The following is a 13,862-nucleotide window of genomic DNA, read 5'->3' as shown; positions in this document are numbered from 1 at the left end:
TCGACGGCGGGTCTGGAGTCGTGCTATATTGATCGATTCGTTCTTGGCGGCTTGCTGTCATTCATTCGATATCACTCGTTGTTCCCAGCCATCCAGAGGACTGCTCCCGTGAGACGACCTTTTATCGCCGGTAACTGGAAAATGAACTCCACCCGGGCCGAAGGGATCGCCCTGGTTCAAGGGATCGCCGCTGGTCTTCCGGCTGATTGCTCGGTAGAAGTGGCGGTTTGCCCGCCGTCGATCTACCTCGACGCGATCGTCACGGCGGCCGGCGACAGCCCGATCGGCGTCGGCGGACAAAACATCTACTTTGAAGCCTCCGGTGCATTCACCGGCGAAGTTTCGGCCGCAATGCTGAAAGACGTCGGTTGCCAGTACGTGATCCTGGGACACAGCGAACGCCGCCACATCTTCGGCGAAAGCAGCTCGCTGATTAACAAGAAGGTTCACGCGGCCCTCAATGGCGGCCTGATCCCGATCGTCTGCGTCGGCGAACTGCTGGAAGAACGAGAATCGAACAAAACGGCCGACGTCGTCGCCGAACAGTTTTACGGTTCGCTCGCCGGCGTCTCGGCCGAGCAGATGGAAACCGTCGTGCTGGCCTACGAGCCGGTTTGGGCGATCGGCACCGGCAAAGTCGCGACGCCGGAGCAAGCCGAAGCGGTTCACGCCGATCTTCGCAAGGTCATCGCCGCCCGATACAATTCGGCCGTCGCCGACAAAGTCCGCATCCAATATGGCGGCAGCGTCAAACCGGACAACGCGTCTGAACTATTGTCGCAGCCGAACATTGACGGCGCCCTCGTCGGCGGCGCGTCGATGAAGGCCGACAGCTTCCTAGGAATCATCGCGGGCGCCAAGTAACGCAAGCCTACGCCCGAAACCTGCAACTACTCACGGATCGATCGATGCAATACTTATTCGGATTTGTGCTGAGTGCTCTCTCGCTCTTCCTGATCCTGCTGATTCTGGTTCAGCGTGGTCGTGGCGGCGGTCTGACCGGCGCCTTGGGCGGAGCCGGCGGCACCAGCGCGTTTGGCGCCAAGGCAGGCGACACCTTCACCAAGGTCACCTCGATCGTGACGTTGATCTGGATCCTGCTCTGCAGCGTAGCGTTGGCGACGCTGCAAACCTCCGGCGACTCGAAGCTGCAAAAGGGTGGCGCGGCGCCGATTACCGGCACGCTTGGCGCCACGCCGGATGCCGAAGGCGAGAAAGCGGAGACGCCCGCCGGACGCTTCAACCCAGGCGCGGCCGAAGTTGAAAACGCGGACGAAATGAAGGCCCTGGATCAACCGGCTACCGACGCGCCGAAGGCGGAAACTCCGGCTGTGGAAGCTCCGAAAACGGATGCCCCTGCTGCTGAAGTTCCGGCCGCCGAAGCTCCGAAGTCGGAAGAAAAGCCGGCCGAGTAAGCTGGCTCTCCATTTTTACGACCGTCGTGCATTGGCCGACGGTCCTCGCCGACCCGCTTTGAAAGCGTCCCGCCCGTGCTGCTTAGTATGACAGGCTTTGGCGAATCGCATGCCCAGCTCAACGGCTTGGCAGTGACCGTGGAAGTCCGCGCGGTAAACAACCGTTACTTCAAGCTGAACATCCGGGGCGCCGAGGGTTACGCTTGCTTCGAGCCGCAAATCGAAGCCCTGGTCCGAAATCACGCCAAGCGTGGCACGATCAACGTCAACTATCGGGTCCATCGCGAAGCGAGCGGCGACGACTTTCGTTTGAACTCGGCGGTGCTGAAAAGCTACTTGCAACAGCTGCGGACCGTTAGCTCGGATCTTGGCATCGCTGAGACGCCCCACTGGGACAGCCTGCTGCAATTGCCCGGGGTGATCGAAGAAAAGAACTCCGAAGCGATCGACGTCGACGCCGATTGGCCGCTGCTAGAGAAAGTGCTGAACGAAGCCCTGACTCGCTTCACGCAGATGCGTCGCGAAGAAGGGAAGGCGATGGCCGCCGACTTGTCGAGCAACTGCCAGGAGATCGCCTCGCAGTTGGCCGAAGTCGAGCAATTGGCGCCGCAGGTAGTTGAAAACTATCGCAGCCGCATTACCGAACGACTCAACAAGCTGCTGGAAGAGTTTGACGTGACGACCGATCCGGCCTCCGTCATTCGCGAAGTGGGCGTTTTCGCCGATCGGACTGACATCTCGGAAGAGATCGTCCGGCTGAAGAGCCACCTCGATCAGTACGCTTCGATCATGGAAAACGAAGATTCGGCAGGACGCAAGCTCGAGTTCCTGACGCAAGAGATGTTTCGTGAGACCAACACGATCGGCTCGAAAGCGAACGATTCGGAAATCGCTCGCCGCGTCGTGGAAATGAAAACTTGCATCGAACGGATTCGCGAGCAGATACAAAACGTCGAATGAGTTCCGCTACGGCTAACCTGACCTTACCGCGACGGCGCGATATGGCTTCCTCTCGAACCGGCAAACTGGTGATCCTTTCCGGCCCGTCGGGGTCTGGAAAGACGACCGTCGTGCGGAAGCTGCTCGGCGTGGCCGAGCCGCGACTCGAGTTGAGCGTGTCGGCGACGACCCGCCCTCCGCGGGCCGGCGAAGTCGACGGCAAGGACTACCACTTCCTGACGACCGAAGAATTCCTGCGGCGCAAAGCGGCCGGAGAGTTCCTCGAGACGTTTGAAGTGTTCGGCAACGGTTACTGGTACGGCACGCTCCGCAGCGAAGTCGAACGACGACTGGCCGATGGGATTTCGGTGTTGCTCGAAATCGACGTCGATGGCGCGATGGAAATCGTCAAGCAGTATCCGTCTGCCGTGACGATCTTCCTCAGCCCTGGCACCGAGGAAGAGTTGGAACGCCGACTCCGCGGTCGCAAGACCGAGTCGGAAGAGACGATTCAACGCCGGTTGGCCACCGCCAAACGCGAGATGGCCGCGATGAACAAATACAAATATCAGATTGTCAACGACGCTGGCGCTGTGAACGAAACCGTTCAGCGACTAGCCGACGTGATTCAAAACGATTCGGGAGACGATGCGCTATGATGGAAGAACTGAAAGAAGAATACATCATCAACAAGGTCGGCGGTCGCTTTAAGCTTTCGACCCTGATCCAAAAGCGACTGGTCGCGCTGAACGCCGGCAGCCGCCCGCTGGTCAACATCGCCAGCGAGAACAAGATGGAAATCGTGCTCGAAGAGATCAAGCAGGACAAGATCCATCTCGACATGTCGAACGAAGTCCGCATCACCGGCGAAGGTGACGGCGGTCAATTCTTCGACGACTTCGGCGGCGATCTATGATCAAACGCCGCGTAGCGATCGGAGTTACCGGAGGCGTCGCCGCTTACAAGACGGCGATGCTGGTCAGCCGGCTCGTGCAGTCGGATGTTGAGGTAACGACCGTTTTGACTTCCGCGGCGACCAAGTTCATCGGCGCGGCGACTTTCGCCGCGCTGACCGGCAAACCGCCGGCTCTCGATGCGTTTGATCCGCACTATCCGCTCGGCCCTCATATCGAAATCGCCAAGTCGGTCGATCTCCTCTGCATCGCGCCCGCTTCGGCCGACTTTCTGGCCAAGACCGCCCAAGGCGCTGCGGACGATCTGCTCAGCACGATCTATCTCGCCTTTACTGGTCCGGTGCTGATGGCGCCGGCCATGAATCGCGAGATGTGGGCTAAGCCATCGGTGCAGCGCAACGTGGCGCAGCTGATTGAAGATGGCGTCGAAATGGTCGGCCCTGGTTCGGGCTGGCTCAGCTGTCGCGATCAAGGCGCCGGACGGATGTCGGAGCCGGATGAAATCCTCGCCGCGATTCAAGCTCGCCTGGCGACTCTTTCCTAAAGCGGGGCGAACGTGGCCCACATTCTGATCACCTCTGGTCCGACGCGACAATACATCGATCCGGTTCGCTACATGACGAACGGCTCCAGCGGTCGCATGGGCGCATCGCTCGCCGCCGCCGCGATCGCCGCTGGTCATGACGTGACGATCATCTCCGGTCCGGTTCAGGTCGACTATCCAATCGAAGCGCGCGTCATCCCGGTCATCACCACCGAAGAGATGCTCGCCGCGTGCGAACTAGAGTTTCCCAGTTGCGACGGCTTGATCGGCGTCGCCGCGCCGTGCGACTATCGCCCCGAACGAGTCGAAGGGCACAAGATCGCCAAGACCGGCCAACCGATCACGCTGCACTTGATCGAAACGCCCGACGTGGTCGCGACGATTGGCGCCAAGAAGAAGCCGCAGCAATGGGTCGTCGGCTTCGCGCTCGAAACGGAAGACGCTCGCTTCCGCGCGCTGGTGAAGCTCGAAAAGAAAAACTGCGACTTGATCGTGCTCAACGGCCCCGAAGCGATGAACGCCGCCGAGAACCAGGTCGAAATCCTCGACCGCGCCGGCACGTCAGTCGCTCTCCTCTCCGGCCCCAAAGAAGAAGTCGCCGCCGGCATCATGCAGGCGATTCAAACCCGGTTGATGAAGTAAGACATTACTCCGGCAAGCAAAGTCGCTTCGGAATCGGTTTCGGCTTCCCATTCCGATCGACGCACGCCAGTAGCGTCCGCCCGGTCGCGATCACCTCGCCGTCCCGCCGGACTTCGTAGCGGTTCTCGATCCGGACACCTTTGGCGCGGACCGTCTCGACCGAAACGCAGAGCAAGTCGTCGAAAACGGCCGGAGCCCGGTATTTGCATTCCGCTTCGGCGACCACCAGAAAGAGCCCCGACTCTTCCATCTCGCGGTAGCTAAAGCCAGCCTCTCGCAGCATTTCGGTCCGAACGACCTCGAAATACGTGATATAGTTCGCGTGATGAACACGCGCTTGGGCGTCCGTTTCCTGGTACCGGACTCGAATGTGCATTTCGTACTTGGTGATCACGACCACTCCGTCGGGCTATCTTTAAGTTGACCGAAGGTCAAGCGTATTCTATAGTTAGGTAAATCGAAAGGCGTCACCCGCCGCTGCGATCGCAGGGGCGATTCTGCTGACGAAAGGATGTCCATGAGCTCTGGCGGCGAATCTGGTACTGATTATTTAACCATGCGCGGGCGAGACTACCCCTCTTTGCGGCAGTTCACCGTGTTTCTCGAAAACCGCGTTGGGCAGCTCCTCGAAATCGTGCGTCGATTCGAAGGCTCGAACGTCCGCATCGTCGCCCTGTCGATCAACGACTCGACCGAGTGTGCGTTCGTCCGCTTCCTGCTCAGCGATCCGGAACAAGGGCGCGAGATTCTCGAACGGGCCGGGCTCGCTTTGATCGAAAGCGATCTGATTGGTCTCGAATTGCCGAGCGGTCCGCAGCCGCTGCTGCAAGTTTGCACGGCGCTCTTGCAAGCGGAAGTGAACATCGTCCAGGCCTATCCGCTGCTCAACACGCCGAACGATCGTCCGGCTGTGGCGCTGATGACCGACAACATTGAAATGGCGATGGAGACGTTGTCCAGGAAAAACTTCCGTATCCTGACTGAGAACGACCTGAAATTCGACAACGATTAATTCGGCTTAATCGCGCCAACCCGCACGACCGAAACGACCGCGGGCAAAGCCGAACTCTCTTCGTCCCATGGCGTCTGGAGGGCCCGTTCGGGCCCTCGCATCATTTAGAATTAACTGCACAATGAGGGATAACGCCGATCCCAGGTTCGCCCATCCGGCAAGCCGCAGACGCTCCCCTTTCGTCTGGTCGTAAATGATTCACGTTCGCGAACTTGTCAAAGCCTACGACGATCTCCGCCGCGGCAAATTTGTGGCGGTCGATCGCGTTAGCTTGTTCGCAATGCCCGGCCAGATCTACGGGCTTCTCGGCCCCAACGGCGCCGGCAAAACGACGGTCCTCCGCATCCTCAGCACCGTCCTGCGTCCCACCAGCGGATCGGTTCAGGTCAACGGCTACGACGTCGTCACCGAACCGGCGATGGTCCGCCGTCAAATCGGCTTCGTCTCGACCAACACCGCCGTTTACGAGCGGATGACCGCGTGGGAAACGGTCGAATACTTCGGCCGTTTGTACGGCCTGGAAGAAGACTTGCTGCAGGATCGAATGCAGACGATCTTTTCGCGGCTGCGGATGAACGAGATGCGCGACGTCCTCGGCTCGAAGATGTCGACCGGCATGAAGCAAAAAGTGTCGATCGCCCGCGCGATCGTACACGATCCGCCGGTACTGGTATTCGACGAACCGACGCTTGGTCTCGACGTCTTCGTCGGCCGCGCTCTGTTGCAAATCATCGCCGAGCTTCGCGAGCAAGGGAAATGCATCATCTTTTCGTCGCACATCATGCGCGAAGTCGAAAAGCTATGCGACCAGGTCGCGATCATGTACAAGGGAAAAATCCTGGCGGAAGGAACGCAAGCCGAACTGCGAGATCGCTACTCGCAGCCTGACCTGGAAGAAATCTTCTTCCACCTCATCGGCGAGCCGGAAGACATGGCTGATCATGCGGGGGCTGAGCAGAGCTAAAACGCATGAGTTGGTCCAACGTCAAACTGATTCTGTTTCGCGAGCTGCGCGATCAAATGCGCGATCGCCGCACCCTCTTCTCGATCGTCATCCTGCCGGTCCTGCTCTATCCGCTGATGGGTTTGCTGGTGATGCAGGTGATGCAGTTCCGCCAGCAGAACCCGGCGCGTCTGCAAATCGTCGGCGCTGCGGAACTTCCCGAGTCGCCCCCGCTATTGGACGGCCAAAACTTCGCGGCCGACTTGATGCAGAAAGACTGGTCGCCGGAGATGTTCGAGATTGAGGTTCTCGAAGCGACCATCGATCCGGAAGTAGTTCGGCAAACCGCCCAAGACGCGATCGAGGATGGTCAGTTCGACGCGCTCGTTTACTTTCCGCATGGATTCGCCGAGCGGGTCAAGCAGTTCCAGGATCACGTGAAAAGCGAGCAGTCGTCGTCGACCGAAGAAGCGGCGGCCGAGTTTCCGCAGCCGCAGATCTTCGTCAACTCGGCCCGCGAAAAGTCGCTGGTCGCCCGTGATCGCTTCTGGACGATCCTGATGCGATGGCGCGATAAGGTCATCGAAAAAAACCTGGCGGCCCACGACGTCCCGCCTGAAGCGACCAACCCGTTTACCGTCGACGAAGTCGATCTGTCGGATGAGCCGGAACGCCGCTCGTTCCTCTGGTCGAAGATCTTCCCGTTCATCGTCGTGGTCTGGGCGCTAACCGGCGCGTTTTATCCGGCGATCGACCTGTGCGCCGGCGAAAAAGAACGTGGCACGCTCGAAACGCTCCTCTCCAGCCCTGCTCTGCGGTCCGAGATCGTCGGCGGCAAACTGCTGGCGATCATGACCTTCAGCATCGCAACGTCCCTACTCAATCTTGCGAGTATGGGTATGACCGCGACGCTGGTGATGGGACAACTCGCCGCGGCAGGCGCTGCCGGAAGACTCAACTTCGGTCCGCCGCCGGTTTGGTCGGTCGGCTGGTTGTTGCTCGCGCTTATTCCGATGGCGGCTCTCTTCAGCGCACTTGCGTTGGCGGTCGCGGCGCTGGCTCGCAGCAGCAAAGAAGGTCAGTACTATCTGCTCCCGCTCTTGATGGTCAACTTGCCGCTGGTGATTCTGCCGATTCTTCCTTCGGTCGAAATCAGCTTCGCCAACAGCCTGATTCCAGTGACCGGCGTCTTGCTGCTGATGAAGACGCTGATGGAAGGGAACTACCACGACGCGCTGATTTACGCTCCCGGCGTGATCCTGGTCACCGCTGCGTGCATCTGGCTGTCGGTTCGCTGGGCGATCGATCAATTCAACAACGAGTCGGTTCTCTTCAGCGAGAACGAACGCTTCGATCTGAAGCTCTGGCTGATCCATCTCTATCGCGATCGGAACGCGACCCCACGCGCCGGAACTGCGGTAATGGCCGGACTTCTGATTCTGATGGCTCGTTATTTTGCGAGTCCCTACTTCACGACTCCGACCACCGGGACCGGCTTCGTCATTTACATCGTGGCGCTCCAGTTGATCACGATCGTCCTCCCTGTGGCGGCGCTGGCCGCGCTGTTGGCCCGCGACTGGCGAGAGACGTTCCTGTTAAAGCTTCCTTACGCATTGACGATTCCGGCCGCCGTATTGCTGGCCTTCGCCGTCCATCCCTTTTCAATCATGCTTGGCGCGTTTGCGAGCCGGCAGTTTCCGGTCGACGCTGAGACGACGCAGCACCTTGCCGAATTGCTGAAGCCGGCGTTCGAGGGTTTACCCTTCTTCGTCGTTCTGCTGCTGATGGCGGCGTTACCGGCAGTCTGTGAAGAATTCGCGTTCCGCGGCTTCATCCTGTCAGGGCTGCGGCACATGGGGCACAAATGGGGAGCGATCGTCATCACCGCGATCTTCTTCGGCATCACGCACGGCATTTTGGCCCAAACGTTCACCGCGACGGTCGTCGGCATTTTGATCGGCTTCCTCGCCGTTCAATCGCGCAGTCTGTTCGCGTGTATGGCCTACCACGTCACGCACAATAGCTTGGCGATTGGCATGATGGCATGGCGCGGCGAAGGAGTCCCCGCGTCAAGCTGGCTCGCCTACTTGTTCCTGCCGACGTCGCCGGAAGCCGAGATCGATCCGCTGGTCGCCGCTCAGCAACCGTTTCTCTACCAACCTTACGTCGTCGGCCTCGCGGCACTGACGTTCGTCGTTCTGATCTACTACTTCGCGACCCTCCCGGCGGCTCTCTCGGAAGAAGAACGCCTACAACAGGCGCTCACCCGCCAACCGTCCGAAACCGCCGCCACCCGCGCTACGTCCAAAGATTCGGCGTCGATGAAAGAACAAGCGTAAGCGTCTCGCTCTTCACTAGCCCGCAGCGCAAGCAAGGGAAAGAGGACGGCAGCGCGCGAAGACTCCCAATCTGGTTTCGGCCGCGAATAGCAGATCGACTCTATTCGCAATTACCAAGCACATTCCCTTGCTTGCGCTGCGGGCTATTATTGCGCTAGTCGATCGCTTCGATCGCGTCGGCCAGCAGCTCTTCCAGATTCTCGATCTTCCTTAGATCGTCGATGATCGCCGGGTGCGCAAAGACGCGGACCTTTTTCACGTAGTCGTCAAACTGCCGTTTCGCCAACGTTTCGACCATCGGCGAGACCTGCCCCAGCATCCGATATTGATCGATCTTGGGAGTGTAGATCTCGATGTTGAACTGCACTTCCAACTTGATCGGCGGCGCGTCGATCAAGATCTCATGCGGTGCGATGCGGCGGGTCATCGTGGTGCTCAGTCGATTCGCCAATTCCGCCGACAAACGTTCGAGCCACGCGTAAGGACGACGCGCTATCAAGTCATAGAACTCCGGGCTCTCGACGAAGCTGTATTCCAGCAGTCGCTTGTAAACGCGACGGACCGGACCGAACAACCCGAACAACAGATCCCGCGCCGGACCATTGCCGGCGGCCGCTCGCATCGACGCGATCATCGGCTGCTCGACCTGGCGGAAGAGGGAATCCAAGTCGAGTTGATCATGCAGCATGTAGAACGCCCGCAGGAACATCGCCGTCGCTGAACGAACCGCGTGATGCCAGTAGACTTCGCTGAACATGACGTACCGCGCGAAGACCATCATCTCGGCGGCGGTCTTTCCTTTGTTGGTTAGCGCCAGCCCCGTACCCGCCTGGTTCAGACAAAGGCTGCCGACCAGACGCTGTTCGTCAAAGTTCATCCCGTACGGCACGCCGGCATGCAGACTGTCGCGACGGAGGTAATCCATCTTGTCGACGTCAATCGGCCCCGAGAGGATGCTTTGCAACACCTGTACTTTTTTGTTACGGGGCTTTTCCGAAAGCAGGGCGACGACGTCTCGAGGATTGATTTTCCAGTCGTCGCGCAGGCAGTCGGCGATTTCCCCTTCCAGCAAAAAGCTGTTGGCGAACATCTCGTGCTGTGGAACGTTGGCCAGACGCAGGTCTTCGATCGGATGGCAAAAGGGCCAATGCCCCAGGTCGTGCAGCAAAGCGGCGACGATCAGCAGTTCGGCGTCGGCCGGAGTGATGATCTCGGCGAATCGCTCGTCATGAGCCAACTGCTGCAGATAGAGGAGCGCGGTCCGGTAGACCCCTAGCGAATGTTCAAACCGGGTATGGTTGGCCGCCGGGTAAACGAGCGAAACCAGGCCCAACTGGCTGATTTGCTGTAAACGACGGAACTCCGGCGAGTCGATTAATTGCCGAACCCGCGGCGATAGCGGGACGTCCATCTCGGGGGGAATACGAACGACCTGGCGTTTGACGTTCAGGCCGGCGACTTCGGGGATGTGCAAAATATCGGTCATTCGCTGGGTATACCCCGTTTTCGGCCGGCTGAGAAGGCGACGCGCGGAATCCGCCCAAATCGCACAAACCGCCGTTTCCGCGAAAATTAACGTTGGATCGGCCGCTCGTGGGGGATTGGATCCGCCAGGGGAACCTTTGCGCATTGGCCCTGTGCGTCTAGAATACGTGATTTCACCCCCACCGGCAGCCCATATTCGGGAACCTCCTGTGTTACGAACGCATACTTGCGGCGAGCTACGTTCCGCTCAGATCGGCCTTGAAGTTACTTTGTGCGGCTGGGTCGACAGCTATCGCGACCACGGCGGCGGTCTCTTCATCGACCTGCGCGACCGCTATGGCAAAACGCAAGTCGTCTTCAGCCCCGAAAGCGGCGCCGCCGTTCAGGAAGCTTCGCGTGGGCTCCGCTGCGAAGACGTGATCAAAGTTCGCGGCACGATCCACGCTCGCCCTGAAGGGACGGTCAACCCGAAGCTGATCACCGGCGAGATCGAACTTCGCTGCGTTGAGCTGGTAGTCTTGAACAAGTGCAAGAACCCGCCGTTCCTGCCGACGCAACAAGACCTGCCGGGGGAAGACCTCCGTCTGAAGCACCGCTATCTCGATCTGCGTCGTCCGGTGATGCAGGAAACGCTGTTGCTCCGCAGCCGCATCATCAAAATGATGCGCGACTATTTTGAAGAACACCAATTCATCGACGTCGAGACCCCGATCCTCGGCCGCAGCACGCCGGAAGGGGCTCGCGACTATCTGGTTCCTAGCCGCGTTCACCACGGCCACTTCTACGCGTTGCCGCAGTCGCCTCAGCTCTACAAGCAGATCCTGATGATGGCGGGCTATGATCGCTACGTGCAGGTCGCCCGCTGCTTCCGCGACGAAGACCTTCGCGCCGACCGTCAGCCGGAATTCACCCAGCTCGACGTCGAAATGGCGTTCGTCGAAAAGGACGACGTGATCGGCATCATCGACGGCCTGGTCCAAAAGTCGGCCAAAGAGCTGAAGGGAATCGACGTTCAGCTGCCGCTGCCGCAGATGACCTTTGACGAAGCGATGGAGCGTTACGGCCATGACGCGCCGGACCTTCGTTTCGGCATGGAATTGATCGACGCCACCGACCTGGCCGGCGAGTGCGACTTCCGCGTCTTCAAGGCGGTCGCTGAAGCAGGCAATCGCGTTCGCGGCATCAACGCCAAGGGCGCCGCCGACAAATACTCGCGCCGTCTGATCGACGAGTTGACCGAATTCGTCTCGAACGACTTTGGCGCCAAGGGGCTCGCCTGGTTCAAGTGCGAAGCGGATGGCAAACTCAACTCGCCGATCGCCAAGAACTTCAGCGAAGAGATGCTGGCCAAGTTCAAAGAACGCTTCGACGCCGAACCGGGAGACATGATCCTGATCGTCGCCGACAAGTTCAGCGTCACTTGCAAGGCGCTCTACGCGCTCCGCAAGCGTCTCGGCGCCGAGCTGAAGCTGTACGATCCGAAAACGATGCACTTCTCGTGGATCGTCGAGTTCCCGATGTTCGAGCACGACGAAGAGGAAGATCGCTGGGTCGCGATGCACCATCCGTTTACCGCTCCTCGTCCGCAGGACCTCCAGTTCCTCGAAAGCGATCCGGGCAAGTGCCGTGCGGTCGCCTACGACCTGGTGATCAACGGTAGCGAAGCTGGCGGCGGTACGATTCGTATCCACGACAACGCCATCCAGCAGAAAGTCTTCGGTCTGCTTGGCATGTCGGAAGAAGATGCGAAAGAACGCTTCGGCTTCCTGCTCGACGCGCTGCAGTTTGGCGCTCCGCCGCACGGCGGCATCGCGCTGGGGATCGACCGTTGGGTGATGCTGTTCGGCGGACTCGACAACATCCGCGACTGCATCGCGTTCCCGAAGACGCAACGTGCGGCCGACCTGATGACCGACGCTCCTGGCGAAGTCGATCGCAAGCAGCTTGAAGAGCTCGCGATTAAGATCCTGCGTCAGGACGAACTGAAGAAGTAGCCGTCACTTCCGGCGCCTTCTTCTCGACCTTGCGATAGGTTCGCAATTCGTAATCCAGTACCGGCGACTCGGCGATTAATTCCCAGTCGCCGCGGCTGGTGATTTCTTTGGAAAGCGGATCGCGCGAATCGACGATCAGCGTCTGCACGCCGAACGCGTCGAATTCCTGTTCCGCTTCGTTCCAATCGGCGGCGTACGACTTCCCGAGAAACGGAACTCGCGAGTAATACGAAATCAGCAGCGCATCCTGCCAACGATCGCCAATCAGCGCAACCGGGCCGGAGAACTGCTTGTCGGCCAGCAAATTGGCGTAATGGCGAATCACGCGGCCGGAACCACGTTCGTTAAACGCGTCTCGCAGGAAGAAGAACCCAGGTCGCGCGCAACAGCCGACCACCAGGTAAGCGGCGAGCGCAATCGGCGCCCAGCGGCGCGTCCAACTGAGCGAAGGCCGCTCCACTTCGACCGTCATTAGCCACTCAATGAAAGACCATAGCTGGGCGACGCAGAGCGGCAACAGCACCGGCGCCATATAACGGGGTTCAAACGCCACCGGCAAAAAGCCGCCGGCGTAAATGCCGCAGGTCAGGATCATCCAGACGGCGCCGAACTTCGCTCGTTTGTCGCCAAAGACGCAAACGGTGAAGCCAGCGATCACGATCATCGCCGGAAACAACCCAATCGGGTCGAATGTCCAGAAGCCGCCGAGAATCTTCTTACCGTTCTCGCGGATATGCTGAGCCTGACGCAGGAAGTTTTCTTTCGACTCGATGGGGGACCAATCGGTAAAGTCGAGCCGCTCCGGCGTTTCCCAAATGTTGTAGCGACCGTCGTCCGCCATCTGCAGTTTCCAGACGACCTTCCAGTCGAAGTCCTGGATGCCGACCTGATAGTGGTTAAAGGCGCCGGAGTTCGAGAAGGTGAAGCGTCCGTACTTAGTCGACAAAGCGCCGATCCACGGACCGCAAACGATCGCGAACGCAGCGATCCCCAAACCCCAACTAGCGCAGGCCCGCCAAAAAGCGGTTTCGTGCCGATCCGCGAGCCAGCGAACGGCGACGCAAAACGTGAAGTGGGCCAGGAAGAAGGGAAACGCGTAAGCCTTCGCCAAAAACGCGATCGCCCCGAGCACGCCAGCCAGCGCGGCATGACGCCAATCGGTTAGCAGCTTGTCGGAAGCGGAGAACGGGAAGTAGAGGAGCAGAAAACAGGCGAGCGCCACGTCGGGCGTCGTCAGTGCGCCGCTCCAGACGGCGGCGGTAATCGATGTAATGAGTCCGATGATCCACTGACCGCGAGCTTCGATCGAGAAGATCTTCGTCGTGCCCCAGATCGCGGCGGCGACGTAGCCGACGCCGAAAATTCCTTGGGCGATGCGAAAGGCAACGACCGGATCAAGTCCCAGTGAGATCATCGGCGCCGAGAGCGCTGGCAAAAGTGGGCTCCAATAGCCGGAAGCCGCTTGCCAAAAATCGCCGTGTGCGAAGAAGTCGGCTTGCTGAACGTAAGCTGCGCCATCGGGTCCGATGGCGTACATGACCATCGGCGCGATCATCACATAAAGGGCGATGAAAAGCGCCTGGCAAGCGAAGACGATTTTCCAGCGTACCACGGGAATGTCGGGGGCAATGGTGG

At 59.6% G+C, this 13,862-nt stretch carries 14 protein-coding genes; 11 read left to right on the top strand and 3 right to left on the bottom strand.

The window, feature by feature from the left end; all coding sequences use genetic code 11:
- Nucleotides 1-108 precede the first annotated feature (108 nt).
- From tpiA to LOC68_RS06450, 7 genes are all read left to right on the top strand, one after another.
- Nucleotides 109-864, top strand: coding sequence for a triose-phosphate isomerase (gene tpiA, locus LOC68_RS06480; protein WP_230216943.1), 756 nt, complete (start codon nucleotides 109-111; stop codon nucleotides 862-864).
- Nucleotides 865-908: 44 nt separating this feature from the next.
- Nucleotides 909-1,415, top strand: coding sequence for a preprotein translocase subunit SecG (gene secG / locus LOC68_RS06475; protein WP_230216941.1), 507 nt, complete (start codon nucleotides 909-911; stop codon nucleotides 1,413-1,415).
- Nucleotides 1,416-1,490: 75 nt separating this feature from the next.
- Nucleotides 1,491-2,375 (top strand): YicC/YloC family endoribonuclease, encoded by an 885-nt coding sequence (locus tag LOC68_RS06470; RefSeq protein ID WP_230216939.1) that lies wholly within the window; start codon nucleotides 1,491-1,493, stop codon nucleotides 2,373-2,375.
- A 41-nt stretch (nucleotides 2,376-2,416) separates the two neighbouring features.
- Entirely contained in the window at nucleotides 2,417-3,013 is a 597-nt protein-coding gene (gene gmk, locus LOC68_RS06465; protein WP_230216937.1) for a guanylate kinase, read from the top strand.
- On the top strand, nucleotides 3,010-3,270 hold the full coding sequence (locus tag LOC68_RS06460; RefSeq protein ID WP_230216935.1) for a DNA-directed RNA polymerase subunit omega: 261 nt from the start codon (nucleotides 3,010-3,012) through the stop codon (nucleotides 3,268-3,270). The genes gmk and LOC68_RS06460 overlap by 4 nt, the downstream gene beginning before the upstream one ends.
- A complete protein-coding gene (locus tag LOC68_RS06455; RefSeq protein ID WP_230216932.1) occupies nucleotides 3,267-3,812 on the top strand; it encodes a flavoprotein in 546 nt (181 codons plus the stop codon). The genes LOC68_RS06460 and LOC68_RS06455 overlap by 4 nt, the downstream gene beginning before the upstream one ends.
- A gap of 12 nt (nucleotides 3,813-3,824) precedes the next feature.
- On the top strand, nucleotides 3,825-4,454 hold the full coding sequence (locus LOC68_RS06450; RefSeq protein ID WP_230216930.1) for a phosphopantothenoylcysteine decarboxylase domain-containing protein: 630 nt from the start codon (nucleotides 3,825-3,827) through the stop codon (nucleotides 4,452-4,454).
- A gap of 4 nt (nucleotides 4,455-4,458) precedes the next feature.
- Here the strand turns inward: LOC68_RS06450 and LOC68_RS06445 are convergent, their stop codons facing one another.
- Nucleotides 4,459-4,848 carry an acyl-CoA thioesterase gene (locus tag LOC68_RS06445; RefSeq protein ID WP_230216928.1) on the bottom strand — a complete coding sequence of 130 codons (390 nt, stop codon included), beginning with the start codon at nucleotides 4,846-4,848 and terminating at the stop codon, nucleotides 4,459-4,461.
- A gap of 123 nt (nucleotides 4,849-4,971) precedes the next feature.
- On the opposite strand from LOC68_RS06445, the gene LOC68_RS06440 reads away from it, so the two are divergent.
- From LOC68_RS06440 to LOC68_RS06430, 3 genes are all read left to right on the top strand, one after another.
- Complete coding sequence (locus LOC68_RS06440; RefSeq protein ID WP_315858838.1) at nucleotides 4,972-5,466, top strand: acetolactate synthase; 495 nt, start codon at nucleotides 4,972-4,974, stop codon at nucleotides 5,464-5,466.
- A gap of 193 nt (nucleotides 5,467-5,659) precedes the next feature.
- The gene (locus tag LOC68_RS06435; RefSeq protein WP_230216924.1) at nucleotides 5,660-6,430 is read left to right on the top strand and encodes an ATP-binding cassette domain-containing protein; all 771 of its coding nucleotides are present in this window, start codon (nucleotides 5,660-5,662) and stop codon (nucleotides 6,428-6,430) included.
- A gap of 5 nt (nucleotides 6,431-6,435) precedes the next feature.
- Nucleotides 6,436-8,748, top strand: coding sequence for an ABC transporter permease subunit/CPBP intramembrane protease (locus LOC68_RS06430; protein WP_230216922.1), 2,313 nt, complete (start codon nucleotides 6,436-6,438; stop codon nucleotides 8,746-8,748).
- Nucleotides 8,749-8,902: 154 nt separating this feature from the next.
- On the opposite strand, the gene LOC68_RS06425 is transcribed toward LOC68_RS06430, so the two are convergent.
- Nucleotides 8,903-10,234 (bottom strand): HD domain-containing protein, encoded by a 1,332-nt coding sequence (locus LOC68_RS06425; protein WP_230216920.1) that lies wholly within the window; start codon nucleotides 10,232-10,234, stop codon nucleotides 8,903-8,905.
- A 208-nt stretch (nucleotides 10,235-10,442) separates the two neighbouring features.
- Between LOC68_RS06425 and aspS the strand changes: the two genes are divergently transcribed.
- On the top strand, nucleotides 10,443-12,227 hold the full coding sequence (gene aspS, locus LOC68_RS06420) for an aspartate--tRNA ligase (RefSeq protein ID WP_230216918.1): 1,785 nt from the start codon (nucleotides 10,443-10,445) through the stop codon (nucleotides 12,225-12,227).
- On the opposite strand, the gene LOC68_RS06415 is transcribed toward aspS, so the two are convergent.
- Nucleotides 12,193-13,839 (bottom strand): ArnT family glycosyltransferase, encoded by a 1,647-nt coding sequence (locus LOC68_RS06415; protein ID WP_230216916.1) that lies wholly within the window; start codon nucleotides 13,837-13,839, stop codon nucleotides 12,193-12,195. The genes aspS and LOC68_RS06415 overlap by 35 nt on opposite strands.
- Between the last annotated feature and the right edge of the window lie 23 nt (nucleotides 13,840-13,862).

Source organism: Blastopirellula sediminis, assembly GCF_020966755.1.
GTDB classification, from domain to species: Bacteria; Planctomycetota; Planctomycetia; order Pirellulales; family Pirellulaceae; genus Blastopirellula; species Blastopirellula sediminis.
The sequence above is the reverse complement of the archived record's forward strand: the minus strand, read 5'-3'. Positions and strand labels throughout refer to the sequence as shown.